This window comes from Psychroserpens sp., assembly GCF_036960315.1.
Lineage (GTDB): Bacteria > Bacteroidota > Bacteroidia > Flavobacteriales > Flavobacteriaceae > Psychroserpens.
Genome location: NZ_JBALVR010000001.1, coordinates 270,714 through 288,241 on the forward strand (window position 1 = coordinate 270,714; position 17,528 = coordinate 288,241).

Genomic DNA, 17,528 nt, shown 5'->3' on the forward strand with positions numbered 1-17,528 from the left:
AAGCGAAAATGAGTTCTTGGTACAAATTAAATCATTAAAATGATATGACCTCAAATTATAGACTTCAAAAATTAACTATTTTAATGATTGCGTTTGCATGTTTTGCTAATTCATATGCGCAAAAGGATACAAATAAATGGAAAGCACAAGTCGCCTTCGGTGTAAATAGTCCGTCGCAGTCTGGCTTTGTTGAGGGTTTTCAGGCGAAATCAGTTAATTTCCCAACAGTAAATTTGGGAATTCAACACATGTTTAAACCTCAGGTGGGAGCAAAATTAGACTTTGGATTTAATCGATTTTCTAGTGATGATAATTCTGTAGATTTTAAAACTAATTATACACGAATCAATGCACAATTGGTTTACGATCCAACAGAATCTATTCCATTTTTGCCTCCACGAATGGGTTTGGTTGCTCATTCTGGACCAGGTTATAGTTTTGTAAAACCTCTAGGGAACTTTGGAGGAAATAAGATTTCGTTTTTAAATGTTATGGCTGGTTTTGAAGTGCATTACGGAATTACACAAGAGATTTCTGTTTTTGCAGACACGTCATATATTCTTGGCTTCGGAAAAGATTTTGAGCCAGAAACAGAAGGTTTTGGTTCATTTAACGGAAACCTTTTAACCCTAACTTTTGGAGTTACATTCTCCATTAGTGGATGTCAATACTGCGATTAATGAGTAACGAAAAAATCATATTAGGGATCGATCCTGGAACAACTATCATGGGTTTTGGACTCATAAAAGTGGTTGGTAAAAAAATGTCCTTTCTTCAGCTCAATGAATTGGACCTTAAAAAGTACTCTGACCATTACTTAAAACTAAAACTTATTTTTGAGAGAACGATAGAACTTATTGATACGCATCATCCAGATGAAATTGCTATTGAAGCACCTTTCTTCGGTAAGAACGTACAAAGTATGCTTAAATTGGGAAGAGCTCAAGGTGTTGCCATGGCAGCAGGTTTATCTCGAGAAGTTCCAATTACAGAGTATGCACCTAAAAAAATAAAAATGGCTATTACTGGAAGTGGAAATGCAAGTAAAGAACAAGTGGCAAAAATGTTACAGAGTTTACTGGGTTTAAAAACCTTGCCTAAAAATTTGGATTCTATGGATGGTTTAGCAGCAGCAGTATGCCATTTTTATAACCAAGGTCGCGTTGAAGTTGGTAAAAGTTATTCAGGTTGGTCTGCCTTTGTGAAGCAGAACGAAGATCGTGTAAAAAAGTGAGCGGCATCTACATCCACATACCATTCTGCAAACAAGCATGTCATTATTGTGATTTTCACTTTTCAACGTCCTTAAAAAAGAAAGATGTCCTCATAAATGCATTAGCCAAAGAATTAGAAATGCGAAAATCTGAGTTTCAAAACATCGCAGTTGAGACCATTTATTTTGGAGGCGGAACACCTTCATTATTGACGATTACCGAATTACAATTTTTAATAGATACTGTCTACCAAAATTATAAGGTTTCCGAAGCACCAGAAATTACCCTCGAAGCCAATCCAGATGACTTGTCTAAAGACGTTATATTAAAGCTCGCTTCAAGTCCTATTAATAGATTAAGTATTGGTATCCAGTCCTTCTTCGAAGAAGACCTTAAACTTATGAATCGTGCTCATAACTCTGAGGAAGCAAAGACGTGTTTGGAAGAAGCAACACGACACTTTGATAATATTTCTGTTGATTTGATTTACGGGATTCCAGGCTTAAGTAATACACGATGGCAAGAAAATATTGACATCGCTTTAAGTTATCATATTCCCCATATATCAAGTTATGCCTTAACAGTCGAACCCAAAACAGCTTTAGAGAGTTTTATTAAAAAAGGCGTGATAGAAAATGTTGACGATGATATGGCACAAGAGCAATTTCATATGTTGATAGACACTTTAGAAGCACATGATTTTGTGCATTATGAATTGTCTAATTTTGGTAAAGCTGACTATTTCAGCAGAAACAATTCGGCCTACTGGCAAGCAAAATCATATCTAGGGATTGGACCTTCTGCACATTCATTCAACGGAAATGAGCGAAGCTGGAACATTCGTAACAATTCAAAATACATTAAAGCCATTGAAGATAATAGTCTTCCGAATGAAACCGAAATATTAAGCATAACTGACAAATACAATGAATATGTGATGACAGGTTTGCGCACAGTTTGGGGAGTTTCATTACTAAAAGTCAATAATGACTACGGAAAAAACTATAAAGACTATCTTTTACTACAAGCCGAACCCTTCATAAATCAACATTTATTGTATATTGAAGATGAAAAGTTATTGGTCACCAAAAAAGGAAAATTTTTGAGCGATGGTATCGCGTCGGACCTCTTTAAAATTAATTTATAGTGCTAACAACAATACAATATAATTCTAGAAAATTGCAAATAGATTTATCACAACCTTTGGATATTTCAATCCCAATGCGTGCTTCAAAGTCTAATGTGAATGCATGGTATATTGATGAACCAACTATTGAAGCGGTTAAATTCGATCAAGATGTGATAAGCGTTGCCGAAGGTGCAGCTGTGAATTTTAATACTATTCAATTCAATCCACATGCACATGGCACACATACCGAATGTGTGGGTCATATCACGAAGGAATTCCATTCGATTAATCAGAATTTAAAACAGTTTTTCTTCTTAGCTGAAGTCATTACCGTTGCTCCAGAAGAATTTGGTGAAGATACCGTGATCTCAAAAGCGCAATTACAATTTGCTTTAGGTAATAAGAAACGCGATGCGATCGTTATAAGAACTATGCCTAATTTGAAAGAAAAACTATCACAACAGTATTCAAATACAAATTGGACGTATTTAAAAGAAGATGCTGTTGAGTTTCTGGTTAAGAAAGGTATAAAACACTTGCTTATTGATTTGCCAAGCGTTGATAAAGAGCAAGATGGAGGCGAGTTAAAAGCACATAAAGCCTTTTGGAATTTCAATGGGAAATTACGTAAGGATGCTACGATTACTGAGCTAATTTATGTTCCAAATAATGTTGATGACGGTGAATATTTTTTAAATCTTCAAATTGCACCTTTTGAAAACGATGCGACGCCTAGTAAACCTATTTTGTATAAAATATTAGAGTGAAAATGAAATCATTAATTAAAATAGAAGAATTGGCAATGTTAGGACTTGGCATCTTTCTTTTTAGTCAATTGAGCTATGCTTGGTGGTGGTTTTTAGTCCTAATTTTGTTGCCAGATATTGGTATGTTGGGTTATCTTATAAGTCCTAAAACAGGAGCATTTACTTATAATATATGTCATCATAAAGGATTAGCAATCCTCATTTATTTTCTTGGCATATATTTTGAAACTGAAATTTTAAAATTAATAGGCACCATTTTATTTGCACATGCATCAATGGATAGAATTTTTGGTTATGGCTTAAAATTTGACGATGCATTTACAAATACACACTTAGGTCGTATAGGAAAAAACTAACTATGGATACATTTTTTATAATCATCTTGAGCATATTAGTCACCCTAGGTATTGTGACTCTTGTTAAGCAATTTAGATTAAAGAGCCAAACGAACTCCCAATCAGTAATTTTATTAGACAAGATTAAAAAGGTTTGCAAATTTATTACAGTAGAAGGAGACTTTGCTGAAATCTATCATTACGAAGACGTTAAACAACGTTTTTTAAATCTCATTACTAGTAAAAAGAAAGCTTTAGTAGTAATCAAGGCCAAAGCACATGTAGGGTTTGATTTGTCCAAGATCCAAATGGATTCTGATGTCAAAACTAAAACGGTAAAATTATTTCATTTTCCACAACCTGAAGTACTGAGTATTGAAACCGATTTAAACTATTACGATAAATCTGATGGTATGTTTAATAAGTTTGAAGCCTCAGATTTAACTGAGTTACACAATGAAGCCAAACTTCATATCATGAATAAAGTTCCAGAAAGCGGACTCTATGAGATTGCCAAACGCGAAGCTTTAGATTCGGTGTTGCTTATCGAAAGTATTGTCGAGACTATCGGCTGGAAACTAGATTATTCGGCTTTAAAGATTGCGGAAAAAACATCTAAAAAACTTAAGGAGTGATTGAGATATCAACTGATAAAAACCGTTTAAACATCAATGTAATTCATGAGTTTTTAACGGAGACCTATTGGGCTAAAGGTCGAACGAAAGATGAAGTCAAAACATCTATTGAGCATTGTTTTTGTTTTGGGGTCTATATAGATAACAAACAAATTGGATTTGCACGTATAGCTACAGATTATGTCGTTTTTGCTTATCTTATGGATGTGTTTATTCTTCCAGAATACAAAGGGAAAGGTTATTCTAAACAATTAATGAAAAGGATAAATGAAGAGCCTATACTTCAGTCCTGCAAGGTATGGATGTTAAAAACATCTGATGCTCATAAGCTGTATCAGCAATTTGGATATACAGAGTTAAAACATCCTGAAAAAGTCATGGAACGTTTATTAAAATGAACATAGAACAACTAAGAGCATATTGCCTTCAGAAAAAAGCCGTAACCGAAGATTTTCCATTCGATCAAGATACATTAGTCTTTAAAGTATTAGGTAAGATGTTTGCACTTTTTCCGTTAGAAAAATGGGAAAAAGGTGAAGGCTCGGTCAATTTAAAATGTGATCCAGATTATTCCGGTGAACTACGTGCTGATTATGATAGTATTACTGCTGGTTGGCATATGAGTAAAAAACATTGGAACTCGGTTTACATCTACAAAGGCGAATTGCAACCACAGTTTGTTTGCGAACTCATTGATCATTCTTATGATATGGTTGTGAAGGGCATGACTAAAAAAATGAGAGATCAGCTTTTATAATTCAAAGTCCTTAATATCCAAACGCATATTTATTAAATGCTTTTTAAATCCTGCTTTTTCATATGCGCTTATAGCAGGTGGATTAGTATCATAAACATCCAATCTTATTTCATATACGTTTCGAGATTTACACCATTTTAATAAAGCATCTAAAACTAATTTATTATAACCATTTCCACGATGCTTTTTTGGTACAAACATAAAACCTAAATAACCTTGAAAGTCATGTTTTAAGTAAGGTCTATCAGGAATGATTTTGGCATAACCTGAAGCAACAAGCTCACCAGCGATATCTACAACCAATAATTCGGAACTGTCATTTGTAATTAATTCTTCTAAATCGTAATAACTAATGGCGTCTTCCTTTATAGTTTCATCCATAGGAAGCTCTGCTTGAATTAATCCGAGCTTAAATATTTTTAAAGTTTCTATGTCTGCTAGTGTGGCATTCCTGACAATTAATTTTTGCATATTTAAAAATAAGTAGATAAAATTAAAACAATACATTTGTAGCAATAAAAATTTCAGATGTATGAGTTTAGAAAGAGAATTAAATAAGAGAGCAGATAGCAAATGTGAATTATGTGGTAATGATGAACACTTGGAAGTCTATACACTTGCTCCTACAAAAGACGAGAGTTTAAATAAATCTTTATTAGGGTGTAAAATCTGTGTGAGTCAAATTGAAGATCCAGAAACTACTGATGCTAACCATTGGAGATGTTTAAACGATAGTATGTGGAGCGAACATCAATCTGTGCAAGTTGCAGCCTGGAGAATGTTATCAAGATTACGAAATGAAGGCTGGCCTCAAGATTTGCTAGATATGATGTATATGGAAGATGAGGTATTGGAGTTTGCCAAAGCTACTGGAGAAGGTGAAGCAGATCCTGAAAAGTTAATTCACAGAGATGTGAATGGTGTCGTATTGCAAGCAGGAGATTCTGTGGTATTGATTAAAGATCTTAAAATAAAAGGGTCTAGTCAAGTTGCAAAACAAGGCACTGCTGTTAGAAACATTCGTTTAGATCATGAAAACGAAACATTTATTGAAGGTAAAGTAGGTCCGACGCTAACTGTTATTATAACAGAATACGTTAAAAAGCTTTAGCCCTTTTTGAGCGTTTAAATTCTGAAGGACTCATCAGCTTCACAGCTTTAAATTGTCTATTGAAATTAGATATGTTTTGAAACCCTGTTCCTTCAGCGATTTCACCAATAGTCATATCCTTATTTGTCAAGAGTAACTTACAAGCATGCTCAATTCTTAGTTGATTTAAAAACGAAATATAAGTCTTATTTGTGCGTTTTTTGAAGTACTTACAAAAGGCGTTTCTAGTCATATTGGCAACGTTAGAAATTGTTGAAAGCGGTATGTCTTTATCAAAATTATTCATCGTATACTCAAAAACATCTCGCATGCGTTTTCCTTCAATATCTGTATAGGTTTTATTGTATATGAAAGACGACAAACTCGTATAACTAGACTTAGATAGTAATTGTAAGAGTTCTAGTAATACGATAAAACGCTGAAGTTTTGAAGCACTTTCTAGTTGTTCAAACAAATTTGCAATTAACTTTCTATGAGATGTTGCTTTAAACCCTTGTTTTGCGCGTTTAAAGAAAGACTTCAGTTCTTTCAATTCTTCCAGATTAAAAAAGCTGGAGCCAAAAGATGTTTCAGTAAAAAATAAGGTTAACATATGCGAGTTAAGGTTTGCAGAAGCCTCACTTCTAAATACATGAGGAATAGCGCTGCCAATCACCAAGACATCGCCGGTTTTGTAATAATTTATAGTGTCTCCTACGATTAATGTGCCTTCGCCTTCAATAATTAAACTCAACTGTATTTCTTTGTGCTGATGCAATTTGTCAAAAAAAATAGTGCCTTTATCTTCCTGAAAAACTAGGGCATCAAAGTCAGGCTTCGGGATTTTAAATGGTAAAACTTTCATGTTTTCAGAATTAAATTCAATATCTAATATACGCAAATACTATTCTATTTATTGTTTTTTAGGCGTATTAGGAATAATATAGTATCAATAATGGATAAATAGCCATTATTTAGTTTTGAAATACTACACTAATTTTACAGTATTAAAAAGACATAATTTATGAGCATAGAATGGAAAGGTGTTATGCCTGCAGTAACCACAAAATTCACAGCATCAGATACATTAGACTTAAAAATGTTTGAGCATAATATTAACGCACAGTTAGAAGCTGGTGTGCATGGCATTGTATTAGGAGGAACACTTGGAGAAGCGAGTACGTTGAGTGATGATGAAAAACGAACACTAACAACGACCACTGTAGATATTGTAAAAGGTAAAGTTCCTGTACTAATTAATATTGCTGAACAATCTACTAAAAGTGCTGTTCAAGCAGCGCTAAATGCTGAAGAAGATGGAGCGAAAGCCCTTATGATGTTGCCGCCTATGCGCTACAAGTCTGGAGACCGAGAAACAGTTGAATATTTTAAAGCTGTTGCTAATAGCACATCTTTACCAATTATGGTGTACAATAATCCAGTAGATTATAATATCGAAGTGACTTTAGAGATGTTTGATGAACTGCTAAAATGTGATAATATCGAAGCGGTTAAAGAGTCAACTAGAGATGTGTCTAATGTGACAAGAATCAAAAACCGTTTTGGTGACCGACTCAAAATCATGACTGGCGTTGATACCGTAGCTCTAGAAAGTTTACTTATGGGAGCAGATGGTTGGATTGCTGGTTTGGTATGCGCATTTCCGGCTGAGACGGTTGCCATTTATGAACTCCAAAAAGCAGGACGAATTAAAGAAGCCATAGATATCTACCGTTGGTTTTTACCATTGCTAGAGTTAGATATAAACCCTAAATTAGTGCAAAACATAAAGTTAGCCGAAGTTGCTACAGGTATCGGTACCGAAACCGTTCGAGCGCCACGCTTACCTTTGTATGGCGAAGAACGCAAACATGTGCTTAAAGTGATTGAAGATGGTTTGAAAACGAGACCGACGCTTCCAGATTATAAAAATTTATAATATAGTTTGGGTGTTACCACGCTTTGCCGTGGTCAGGCTTTACGCTATATCTTTTGTGAAAACAAAAGGATGTCGCTGCAATCCTTAACACGAGTTTTGGGTAACAAGAAAATAGATTAAAACATAATAAATGTTAGACATAAGACCAACTTGCGAACATTGTAACAAAGCCTTGGCATTCGATTCAGAAGACGCTATGATTTGCACATTTGAATGCACCTATTGCATCGATTGCGTCGAAACTATATTGCAGCATGTGTGTCCAAATTGTGGTGGCGGATTTGAAAAACGACCTATCCGACCAGAAGCATTATTAAAAAAATATCCAGTATCTACAAAAGTGGTTCATAAACCTGTAGATCTAGAATTGCACCAAAAACGAATTAAGAAAAGATGATAACAGGAAAAAACTATATAGGCGATCAACAATCAGCCAACGGACAAACAACGTACACAACCTTCAATCCACAGTTAAATATTGAAAACAGTCACGTGTTTACAGAAGCAACTGTTGATGAAATTAATGAAGCAACCCGTTTAGCTTCTGAAGCTTTTAAGACCTTCCGAAGTATATCTGGAGAAAAAAAGGCTCATTTTTTAAATGCCATTGCCGATGAAATTTTAGCGTTAGATGACGAACTTATCACAACCTATTGTTCAGAAACAGGCTTGCCTGAAGGAAGAGCAAAAGGTGAACGTGGACGAACTGTTGGGCAATTACGAACTTTTGCCGAATTAGTTGGAGAAGGATCTTGGGTTGAAGCAACAATTGATACTGCAGAACCAGAACGTCAACCTATGCCAAAATCGGATATTCGTAAACTCATGGTGCCTTTAGGACCTGTTGTTGTTTTTGGAGCTAGTAATTTTCCTTTGGCCTATTCTACTGCTGGAGGCGATACAGCTGCAGCATTGGCTGCTGGTTGTCCAGTTATTGTGAAATCACATCCTATGCATGCAGGTACTGGTGAATTAGTGGCATCTGCAATTATAAGAGCAGCAGATAAAACGGGAATGCCTAATGGTGTATTTTCTAATTTAAATAGTCGCGGAATAGAAGTTGGAACGCAATTGGTAAAACATCCCAAAGTAAAAGCCGTTGGTTTTACTGGAAGTATAAAAGGTGGTCGAGCACTCTATGATTTGGCAGCGCAACGTGAAGAACCTATTCCAATATTTGCTGAAATGGGAAGCATCAATCCCGTTGTTATATTACCAAAAGCCATAAAAAATAGAGGAGAAGCTTTGGCTAAAACATATGCCAGCTCCATTACTTTAGGAACGGGACAATTTTGCACGAAACCTGGATTGCTATTAGGAATTGAAAGTGATGCCTTGTCACACTTTGTTACGACACTTTCCGAAGAAATAGTAAACATAGAGCCATCCTGTATGTTGCATCCAAATATTGTTGGGGCTTACGAAACGAATAAAGCGAAAGCCATTGCACAAACTGATTTAACTGTTGGTGTTGATTATAATTCGGAAGTCCAACCAAATTATGCGAAACAAACGATTACGATAGTTAAAGGCTCAACTTTCATAGAGAATCCAACACTTCATCAAGAGGTATTTGGACCATATTCTATAGTGGTTCAATGTGAAGGTGCAAATCAACTAGAACAGGTTATTTCAAAATTAGAAGGACAATTGACAGGAACTGTTATAGCAGATGACACCGAGGCCGCAAACTATGCAGAGGTCATTTCAGCATTACAAAATAGAGTAGGTCGTATCATTTATAATGGCGTTCCAACTGGTGTTGAGGTTTGTCCGTCAATGGTCCATGGAGGTCCATATCCAGCATCTACAGATAGTCGTTTTACTGCAGTTGGTATTCATTCTATAAAACGTTGGGTGAGACCATTTAGCTATCAAGATTGGCCCAATGAATTATTACCAAGTGAACTCAAAAATGAAAACCCTTTAGAGATTACTAGAACCTTAAATGGCAAGTTTACGAATCAAAAAATTTAATTTTTAATATGTTTTTATGAAAAGCTTCAGGTATTTATTAATCATTATATGTTTAGGATTACTATCCTTTCAACCACTTTCAAATTCGGATAAGTTAAATGCAATTATTGCAAAATATGAAGCAGAAAGAGATCACGGGTTTAAGATGAATGAATCTGTTGAGAGTACCATAAAATATTATCAAGCTGAAGCTGATTTTGCAAAGAACCTAAAGGAAGAATTAGAAACCGTTTCAGAAGAAGGCTTATCTGAGACCGAAAAAATTTCAAGAGAATTATTACTGTTTGAGTTGCAAGATAAAATGGACACAAATACTTACAAAATATTCTTAAATACGATTACAAACGAGGCTGCTTTTCATTTGAATCTAAGCAGAATGGGGAATAGAACACTTGAAACTAAGAAACAAGTAAATGACTATCTAAAAGGCCTTGAGGATTTGCCAAAAAGGGTTGATTACAATATCAATATATTGAGAACAGCAATAAAAGAAGGCATGGCACAGCCTAGAGTGGTTTTTAATAACTATGAAGATACCTATGACAAACATATCGTTACAGATGTTACAACAAGTGAATTTTATAAACCATTTCTTAATTTACCAGAATCCTTTTCAACACCATTAAAAGACTCTATTGTTAAAGCTGCAAAAGCAAGTGTTCAAAAAAATGGGGTTAATCAATATAAAAAAATTAAAAGCTTTTTTGAAGATGAATATTTCCCTAATACTAGAAAAGGATTGGGCATATCAACCATTCCAAATGGTAAAGAGTTTTATCAAAATAGAATCAATTATTTCACTACAAGTAATCAATACACAGCTGATGATATCCATCAAATCGGATTAAAAGAAGTGGCAAGAATCAGAGCAGAAATGCAAAGTATTATTGATGATTTAGGTTTCAAAGGTAGCTTCGCAGATTTCATAGAGTTTCTTAGAACTGACGAACAATTTTATCCAAAAACAGCAAAAGAGTTATTGATGTTCGCAAGAGACATTGCAAAACGGATAGATGCAGAATTACCAAGGTTCTTTAAAACTTTACCAAGAAAACCTTATGGTGTTGTCCCCGTTCCGGCAGACATTGCTCCAAACTACACAGTAGGACGGTATTCAGGTTCGTATAGCGAAACAACTGCTGGATTTTATTGGGTAAACACGTATAATTTACCGAGTAGAACTTTGTATACAATTCCTGCTTTAACAGCACATGAAGCAGTTCCTGGACACCATTTACAAATCTCATTGAATAATGAATTGCCTAAATCGATTCCAAGTTTCAGAAGAGGATTGTATTTGTCAGCTTACGGAGAAGGTTGGGGATTATATTCAGAATATTTAGTCGATGAAATGAATATTTATACAACGCCTTACGAAAAATTTGGTCAGTTAACTTACGAAATGTGGCGCGCCTGTCGCTTAGTGGTTGATACTGGAGTTCATGCAAAAGGCTGGACGAGGCAGCAAATGCTTGACTATATGTCTGAAAACACGGCTTTGTCAATCCATGAGGTTACTACAGAAACAGACCGTTATATTTCATGGCCTGGACAAGCAATATCATATAAGATCGGAGAACTCAAAATTAGAGAGTTGAGACAAAAAGCAGAAACCGAATTAGGTTCAAAGTTTGATATTCGTGACTTCCATGAAATTATATTAGAACAAGGTACAGTTACTTTAGGAATTCTTGAAAGACGAGTGAACACTTATATTGAAAAGCTTAAGAATGAGTAAATCAACTTTTGTTTGTATTGATGCGCACACTTGTGGAAATCCTGTAAGAGTAATTAAAGAAGGAGGACCAGAATTGATAGGAGGTTCTATGAGTGAAAAGCGTCAACACTTTTTGAAAAGTTATGATTGGATTCGTAAAGGTTTGATGTTTGAACCTCGTGGCCATGATATGATGAGCGGAAGTATTTTGTATCCACCACATGATCCAGATAATGATTTTGCCATTTTGTTTATCGAAACGTCGGGTTGCTTACCTATGTGTGGCCATGGAACCATTGGTACGATTACTATCGCTATTGAAGAAGGTCTAGTCATTCCAAAAATACCTGGAAAAATAAGGATGGAAGCGCCAGCAGGTCTTGTAGAAATTGACTATCAGCAAACAGGAAATAAAGTAGATTGGGTGAAATTAACCAATGTGAAAAGTTATTTGGCTGCTGAAGGCTTATCGATTGATTGTCCAGAATTAGGTCAGATTGTCTTTGATGTCGCGTATGGTGGAAATTTTTACGCGATTGTTGATCAGCAAGAGCACTTTTCAGGAGTTCATAATTTCACAGCTAGTCAGATTGTCCAATACTCGCAAGTCGTTAGGGACCGAATCAATAAAAAATATCCAAATCGATTTATTCACCCAGAAAATGATACCATACGCGATGTAACACACATGTTGTGGACAGGTAATCCAATTGATACATCATCTTCTGGTAGAAATGCTGTATTTTATGGAGATAAAGCCATAGATAGAAGTCCGTGTGGAACAGGAACATCAGCACGCTTAGCGCAATTATATGCTAAAGGACAATTAGATCTAGGAAAACCATTTATTCATGAAAGTTTTATTGGTTCAAAATTTATTGGACTTGTTGAAGAAGAAACAACCATAGCAGGACAACAAGCCATAATCCCAAGCATTCAAGGTTGGGCGAAAATCTTTGGATATAATACTATAACAATTGATCCTGAAAATGATCCGTATGCGTTCGGATTTCAGGTAATTTAAAAACGAAACAGATGAAACAATTGCATTATTTTCTTATTGTAATGAGCTTTTCAATAGGATCAGTACAAGCTCAAAAAATCACAAAAGATGATTATAAAAGAGCGGTTAGTTTTATCTATGATAATTACAATAATAAAACAGTTTTTAATTTAAATACAAATGCAAATTGGTTTGAGGATAAATCCGGAATTTGGTTTATTGAGTATTCTAAACAATCAAAAGTCTACAAAACAGTTTCCTTTTCAGATTATAAAGTTGAAGTGTTGTTTGATCATGCTAAATTAGCAGCAGCTTTGAGTAAGGTCATGGAAAATGACATTAAAGGCAATGATCTTTCACTGTCTAATATTCAAAAAACAGACAACGGAAACCTAACAATTAGTATAGATAGCAAAACCTATACTTTAGATTTAAAATCATATACGTTACTTATCGTAGAGGATGAAAAAGAGGAAGAGAATAATCCATTTGAAACAAAATCTCCTGATAGTAAATGGATTGCTTATACTAAAGATTATAACCTGTTTATAAAATCTACGGAAGATGAAGAAGTACATCAATTAAGTTTTGATGGACAAAAGCATTATGAATATGCTTCTTGGTATGGATGGGATGATAAAATGGAAGGCGAAAATGGAGAACGACCGAAACGATTTTTTGTGAATTGGTCTGAAGATTCAAAATGGATTGTAGCTCCAATTGTAGATACACGTAATGCTGAAAAAATGTATCTCTTAGATTATAGCATAGATTCACTATATAAACCCAAATTAGTGTCTTATTATCGTGGTTCTCCTGGAGATACAACAATGGTACATGTTCAACCCGTTTTTTATAGTATAGAAACAAAGAAAGAAGTTAAAACAAGTTTGCCAAGAGGAACTCATATCAATTCTGTTGGTGTTGAGTGGTTTAAGAAGTCAGGGCAATTATTAGCAAATTATTCTGAACGTGGTTATAAGAAGGAAATCTTAAAACAGGTTGATCTTAACACTGGAGTAGAACAAGTTATTGTTGAAGAAACAAGTAAAACTAATATTGATAATTTTTGGTTTAGAAAACTTGAAGACAAACAAAAAGTTGTTTTCTTATCAGAAAGAAGCGGTTGGCGACAACTGTATATGGTTGATTTAAAAACGGATAAGACAACTGCTCTAACCAAAGGCAATTATTATATTAATGCCGTTGTTCATACTGATGAAGATAATGAGGCAATTTATGTATTAGCATCAGGAAAAGAAGCAAATAACAATCTATATCATCAGCAATTGTACAAAGTAGATTTTAGTGGTAAAACCACTTTGTTAACCCCAGAATTAGCGCATCATGAAATTAGTTTTTCTGAAGATGGTAAGCATTTTGTAGATAACTATTCAACTATAAGTATTCCAACAAAAACTGTTTTAAGAACGTCGACATCTGGAAGCGTATTGACAAAATTGACGAATGCCAACGTAGATGAAGCGTTGTCAAAAGGCTGGAAAGTTCCAGAAACATTCGAATTAACAGCTAAAGATGGTAAAACCACAATTTATGGAGCGCTTTGGAAGCCAACAAATTTTGATCCTTCAAAATCTTATCCAATAATTGATCATTCATATACTGGGCCTCACACGCAAGTCTTTCCAAAAACATTTAATCGAGGGTTTATGAATCAATCTATAGCAGAGTTAGGGTTTGTTGTTATGATGGTGGATGGTTTAGGAACTTCTGGACGCTCAAAAGAATTTCATGACCATTCGTATAAAAACATGGAAAATAACCTGGAAGATCATGTGTTGGCTATTAAATTTTTAGGCGATAAGTATTCTTGGATTGATACAGATAAAGTTGGAGTTTTTGGACATTCAGCTGGTGGATATGATGCAGGAAGAGCTATGTTAGGATTTCCAGATGTTTATAAAGTTGGTGTAGCAAGTTCTGCAGATCACGATTTTAGAATGGAGAAAGCTTGGTGGCCAGAAATGTATCAAGGCTGGCCAGTTGATTCGACCTATCAAAACGCATCAAATATTACCAATGCAAAGCATTTAAAAGGCAAATTATTATTGGTTCATGGTGGATTGGATGATAATGTAAACCCTTCAGCAACATTTAAATTGGCTGAAGCATTAGTGAAAGCAGATAAAGAATTTGATTTGCTAATTTTACCTAGCCAACAACACGGTTATCAAGGCGAACACAGAAAATATTTTATTAAAAAACGTTGGAATTATTTTATAAAGTATCTATTAGAATCAGAGCCAATTTGGAATTTTGAATGGGAATAAATGAGTAAAAAAGTAATTGTTATAGGAGGCGGAGTTATTGGATTGTGTTCTGCATATTATCTTCAAAAAGAAGGGTGTCAGGTCACGATTGTGGATCAATCTAATTTGGATGCAGGCGCATCTTATGTTAATGCAGGTTATTTGTCACCAAGTCATATTATCCCATTATCTGCTCCAGGTGTCATGAAAAAAGGATTGAAATGGATGTTCAATTCATCCAGTCCATTATATATCAAACCAAGACTTGAACAGGACTTTTTAAAATGGGTTTGGGCGTTCAATAAATCGTGTAGCCCAACAAATGTTGCCAAAGCGATTCCAGCAATAAAGTCTATGACGCTGTTGAGTCAGGAATTATATGAAGATATTAGGCGCAATGAAAATTTCTCATTTCATTATGAAAATAAAGGACTTTTAATACTGTGTCAGACAGAAAAAGTGTTGGAAGAAGAACTGAAAACTGCAGAGATAGCTAAAGCCGAAGGTCTAGATGCTAAAGCTATCAGTTTGGAAACATTGAAACATATCGAACCCAATGTCAAAATGAATATTAAAGGCGCTACCTATTATGAGTGTGATTCACATTCAACGCCACATGAATTTATGGAAGACATGAAAGCACATTTGGCTGCTGTTGGTGTTCAGTTTTATAAAAATGAAAAAGTTCAAGATTTAGAAGTTTCTAAGGGAAAAGTAATTTCAATTTCAACCGATAAGCAAGTTTTAAACGCAGATGAATTTGTTTTAGCAGCAGGTTCATGGTCATATCTATTGAGTAAAAAATTAGGATTAAATTTGCTACTTCAAGCTGGTAAAGGTTATCGAATTAATACAACCCAATCAACGGGAATAACTGTTCCTGCAATTCTGGCCGAAGCTAAAATCGCAGTGACACCAATGAATGGTTTTACACGTTTTGCTGGTACTATGGAAATCGCTGGAATCAACCATACTATTAATAAAGTTAGAGTTGAAGCCATTGCCGATGCTGCCAGCCAATATTATCCAGAAATCACTTTAAATTCCGAAGAAAAAGACAATGCGGCTTCAGGTTTGCGTCCAGTATCTCCTGATGGATTACCTTATATTGGGAAATCTTCAAAGTGTGAAAATCTTACAATTGCTACTGGACATGCTATGATGGGATGGAGTATGGCAACAGCTACGGGTAAATTAATTTCAGAAATTATAGCAGATAAAACAACATCAATTCCAGTAACTCACTTTAATCCAGATAGACGATTTTAATTAGTTCTCTATCCAACCATCAATGATATTATAAATGGATTGTTGCGTTTCAGTAGAAAAACTTTTAATTCGTGTTCTATGATCGCCTTTAGGTTTTACAAACTTGTACAACTCTCTATTTTTCGCAGTACTAGTTAATTCCACAGCAGTAGCACTCCATGCATCATATTCTCCATAAATAAACAACATCTTTTCTGCCGAATTATCTAAAAACGATTTAATCTCCTGCATTGGTTTTAAGTTGTATTCCTTAGAAATGCCTTCAGGCAAAGCCCAATCAAATTTGTAGATTTCTTCAGTATTTAAGTAGGTTTTAAAGGGTGCCGTTTCATAACCATAAATACCTTGCTCTGTCAGTGCAGCCCAGAAATAGGGTTGAAGATCATCAACTGCTTTTTCTTCAAAAAACCCATAGCCAACAACATCAATGAGGTGCTTGTATATGTTTTCTACTGATACATCTTGAGGAGGAATACTGCTAACAGAAATTCCCCATTGCCAGAATGCGAAAGAATATTCTAGAATGGTATAATCAATGGCTTTTTGCGCACCAAACTCCCAAGACATGTTCTTTTTAGTTGCTTCATCTTTCATAAGTTGTAATAATGCGACTCTATTTTCAAAACATAAATTTTGAAAGGCTTTAACTTTGTCTCTATCTTCTTTTGTAGCAACGGTTTTTAAAAACTGATACACTCTTGGATCTTCACGCTTGTAATTTAAGGGCCCAACATAACATACGCTAGCATCTACGTTATTTGGAAAGAACCGACGATGTGCCATAGTCGTTTGGCATCCTTTAGAAATACCTGTTGTTACAAATTTGGCATTTGGAAATATAGCATCTCTAATAGCATTAATGATGTTGGTTTGGTCTTTAGCAGCATTTTTAACCGTTAAAGTATTCCAATCAATAGCATCTGGACGAGAATTATTGAAGTAACGATGTTCAATGCTTAACTGATTGGCTTTATAATGTGCTGCCAGTTCACCTGCGCTTTCAGATCCAATGCCATAGCCTCTTAATTCTACAATTACGGGTAAGTTTTGGCTTTCATAGCCTAAAAACACACGTTGTCTAAATGTGCCTTTTGAAGCGTCATTATGATCTACAGGTTGTTCAAACCATAGTTCATAATTTTCATCAAAGTGACTTGTTGGTTCTTTTTTTTCGATGCTGACGACATTTTTTATAGACGCAAGTTTTTCAAAGTTTGAAATATCCTTTGTAGGCGTTTGTGTTATAACTTGTTGTGTTGATTTACAACTTACTATAGCTATAGTAAAAAGTAGGGCATAAAAAAGATGCTTTGGTTTCATAACAGGTATTTTATTTTTGAAATTTGATTGATAGTAAAAATAGTTATTCTCTAAAGAATATGACATAAGTTTAGTGTTTTTGGGCAGAAAAACACTTCAAATACCT

At 34.8% G+C, this 17,528-nt stretch carries 19 protein-coding genes; 16 read left to right on the top strand and 3 right to left on the bottom strand.

The genetic code is table 11. The annotated features are described in order from the left end of the window. Positions 1 to 44 precede the first annotated feature (44 nt). The 8 genes from V7719_RS01235 to V7719_RS01270 are packed head-to-tail and all read left to right on the top strand — an operon-like array spanning position 45 to position 4,837. Positions 45 to 680 carry an outer membrane beta-barrel protein gene (locus V7719_RS01235; protein ID WP_335728034.1) on the top strand — a complete coding sequence of 212 codons (636 nt, stop codon included), beginning with the start codon at positions 45 to 47 and terminating at the stop codon, positions 678 to 680. After that, the gene (ruvC, locus tag V7719_RS01240; protein WP_335728035.1) at positions 680 to 1,234 is read left to right on the top strand and encodes a crossover junction endodeoxyribonuclease RuvC; all 555 of its coding nucleotides are present in this window, start codon (positions 680 to 682) and stop codon (positions 1,232 to 1,234) included. Before V7719_RS01235 ends, ruvC begins: the two co-directional genes overlap by 1 nt. Further along, entirely contained in the window at positions 1,231 to 2,361 is a 1,131-nt protein-coding gene (gene hemW / locus V7719_RS01245; protein WP_335728036.1) for a radical SAM family heme chaperone HemW, read from the top strand. Before ruvC ends, hemW begins: the two co-directional genes overlap by 4 nt. Beyond that, positions 2,361 to 3,110 (top strand): cyclase family protein, encoded by a 750-nt coding sequence (locus V7719_RS01250; protein WP_335728037.1) that lies wholly within the window; start codon positions 2,361 to 2,363, stop codon positions 3,108 to 3,110. Before hemW ends, V7719_RS01250 begins: the two co-directional genes overlap by 1 nt. A gap of 2 nt (positions 3,111 to 3,112) precedes the next feature. Next, positions 3,113 to 3,466, top strand: a complete 354-nt coding sequence (locus tag V7719_RS01255) for a DUF4260 domain-containing protein (protein ID WP_335728038.1) — start codon at positions 3,113 to 3,115, stop codon at positions 3,464 to 3,466. Between the two features lie 2 nt (positions 3,467 to 3,468). Further along, entirely contained in the window at positions 3,469 to 4,080 is a 612-nt protein-coding gene (locus tag V7719_RS01260; protein ID WP_335728039.1) for a DUF4230 domain-containing protein, read from the top strand. After that, complete coding sequence (locus V7719_RS01265; RefSeq protein ID WP_335728040.1) at positions 4,077 to 4,478, top strand: GNAT family N-acetyltransferase; 402 nt, start codon at positions 4,077 to 4,079, stop codon at positions 4,476 to 4,478. Before V7719_RS01260 ends, V7719_RS01265 begins: the two co-directional genes overlap by 4 nt. Beyond that, entirely contained in the window at positions 4,475 to 4,837 is a 363-nt protein-coding gene (locus V7719_RS01270) for an MmcQ/YjbR family DNA-binding protein (protein ID WP_335728041.1), read from the top strand. The genes V7719_RS01265 and V7719_RS01270 overlap by 4 nt, the downstream gene beginning before the upstream one ends. Here the strand turns inward: V7719_RS01270 and V7719_RS01275 are convergent. After that, entirely contained in the window at positions 4,832 to 5,308 is a 477-nt protein-coding gene (locus tag V7719_RS01275) for a GNAT family N-acetyltransferase (protein ID WP_335728042.1), read from the bottom strand. The two genes, V7719_RS01270 and V7719_RS01275, sit on opposite strands and share 6 nt — an antisense overlap. 61 nt (positions 5,309 to 5,369) lie before the next feature. Here V7719_RS01275 and V7719_RS01280 point away from each other — a divergent pair, with 61 nt between their 5' ends. Next, on the top strand, positions 5,370 to 5,948 hold the full coding sequence (locus V7719_RS01280; RefSeq protein ID WP_335728043.1) for a PhnA domain-containing protein: 579 nt from the start codon (positions 5,370 to 5,372) through the stop codon (positions 5,946 to 5,948). On the opposite strand, the gene V7719_RS01285 is transcribed toward V7719_RS01280, so the two are convergent. Then, positions 5,935 to 6,792: an AraC family transcriptional regulator gene (locus V7719_RS01285; protein ID WP_335728044.1), complete on the bottom strand. Its 858-nt coding sequence runs from the start codon at positions 6,790 to 6,792 to the stop codon at positions 5,935 to 5,937. The two genes, V7719_RS01280 and V7719_RS01285, sit on opposite strands and share 14 nt — an antisense overlap. 159 nt (positions 6,793 to 6,951) lie before the next feature. Here V7719_RS01285 and V7719_RS01290 point away from each other — a divergent pair, with 159 nt between their 5' ends. The 7 genes from V7719_RS01290 (at position 6,952) to V7719_RS01320 (ending at position 16,102) form a co-directional block, all read left to right on the top strand. After that, positions 6,952 to 7,866, top strand: a complete 915-nt coding sequence (locus tag V7719_RS01290; RefSeq protein WP_335728045.1) for a dihydrodipicolinate synthase family protein — start codon at positions 6,952 to 6,954, stop codon at positions 7,864 to 7,866. A gap of 130 nt (positions 7,867 to 7,996) precedes the next feature. After that, positions 7,997 to 8,263 (top strand): DUF1272 domain-containing protein, encoded by a 267-nt coding sequence (locus tag V7719_RS01295; protein WP_335728046.1) that lies wholly within the window; start codon positions 7,997 to 7,999, stop codon positions 8,261 to 8,263. Beyond that, positions 8,260 to 9,843 (top strand): aldehyde dehydrogenase (NADP(+)), encoded by a 1,584-nt coding sequence (locus tag V7719_RS01300; RefSeq protein WP_335728047.1) that lies wholly within the window; start codon positions 8,260 to 8,262, stop codon positions 9,841 to 9,843. The genes V7719_RS01295 and V7719_RS01300 overlap by 4 nt, the downstream gene beginning before the upstream one ends. Positions 9,844 to 9,859: 16 nt before the next feature. Further along, positions 9,860 to 11,581: a DUF885 domain-containing protein gene (locus V7719_RS01305; protein ID WP_335728048.1), complete on the top strand. Its 1,722-nt coding sequence runs from the start codon at positions 9,860 to 9,862 to the stop codon at positions 11,579 to 11,581. After that, positions 11,574 to 12,584, top strand: a complete 1,011-nt coding sequence (locus V7719_RS01310; protein ID WP_335728049.1) for a 4-hydroxyproline epimerase — start codon at positions 11,574 to 11,576, stop codon at positions 12,582 to 12,584. Before V7719_RS01305 ends, V7719_RS01310 begins: the two co-directional genes overlap by 8 nt. Before the next feature lie 11 nt (positions 12,585 to 12,595). Then, complete coding sequence (locus tag V7719_RS01315) at positions 12,596 to 14,854, top strand: S9 family peptidase (protein ID WP_335728050.1); 2,259 nt, start codon at positions 12,596 to 12,598, stop codon at positions 14,852 to 14,854. Then, positions 14,855 to 16,102, top strand: a complete 1,248-nt coding sequence (locus V7719_RS01320; RefSeq protein WP_335728051.1) for an NAD(P)/FAD-dependent oxidoreductase — start codon at positions 14,855 to 14,857, stop codon at positions 16,100 to 16,102. On the opposite strand, the gene V7719_RS01325 is transcribed toward V7719_RS01320, so the two are convergent. After that, on the bottom strand, positions 16,103 to 17,422 hold the full coding sequence (locus tag V7719_RS01325) for a S28 family serine protease (protein ID WP_335728052.1): 1,320 nt from the start codon (positions 17,420 to 17,422) through the stop codon (positions 16,103 to 16,105). Positions 17,423 to 17,528 lie beyond the last annotated feature (106 nt).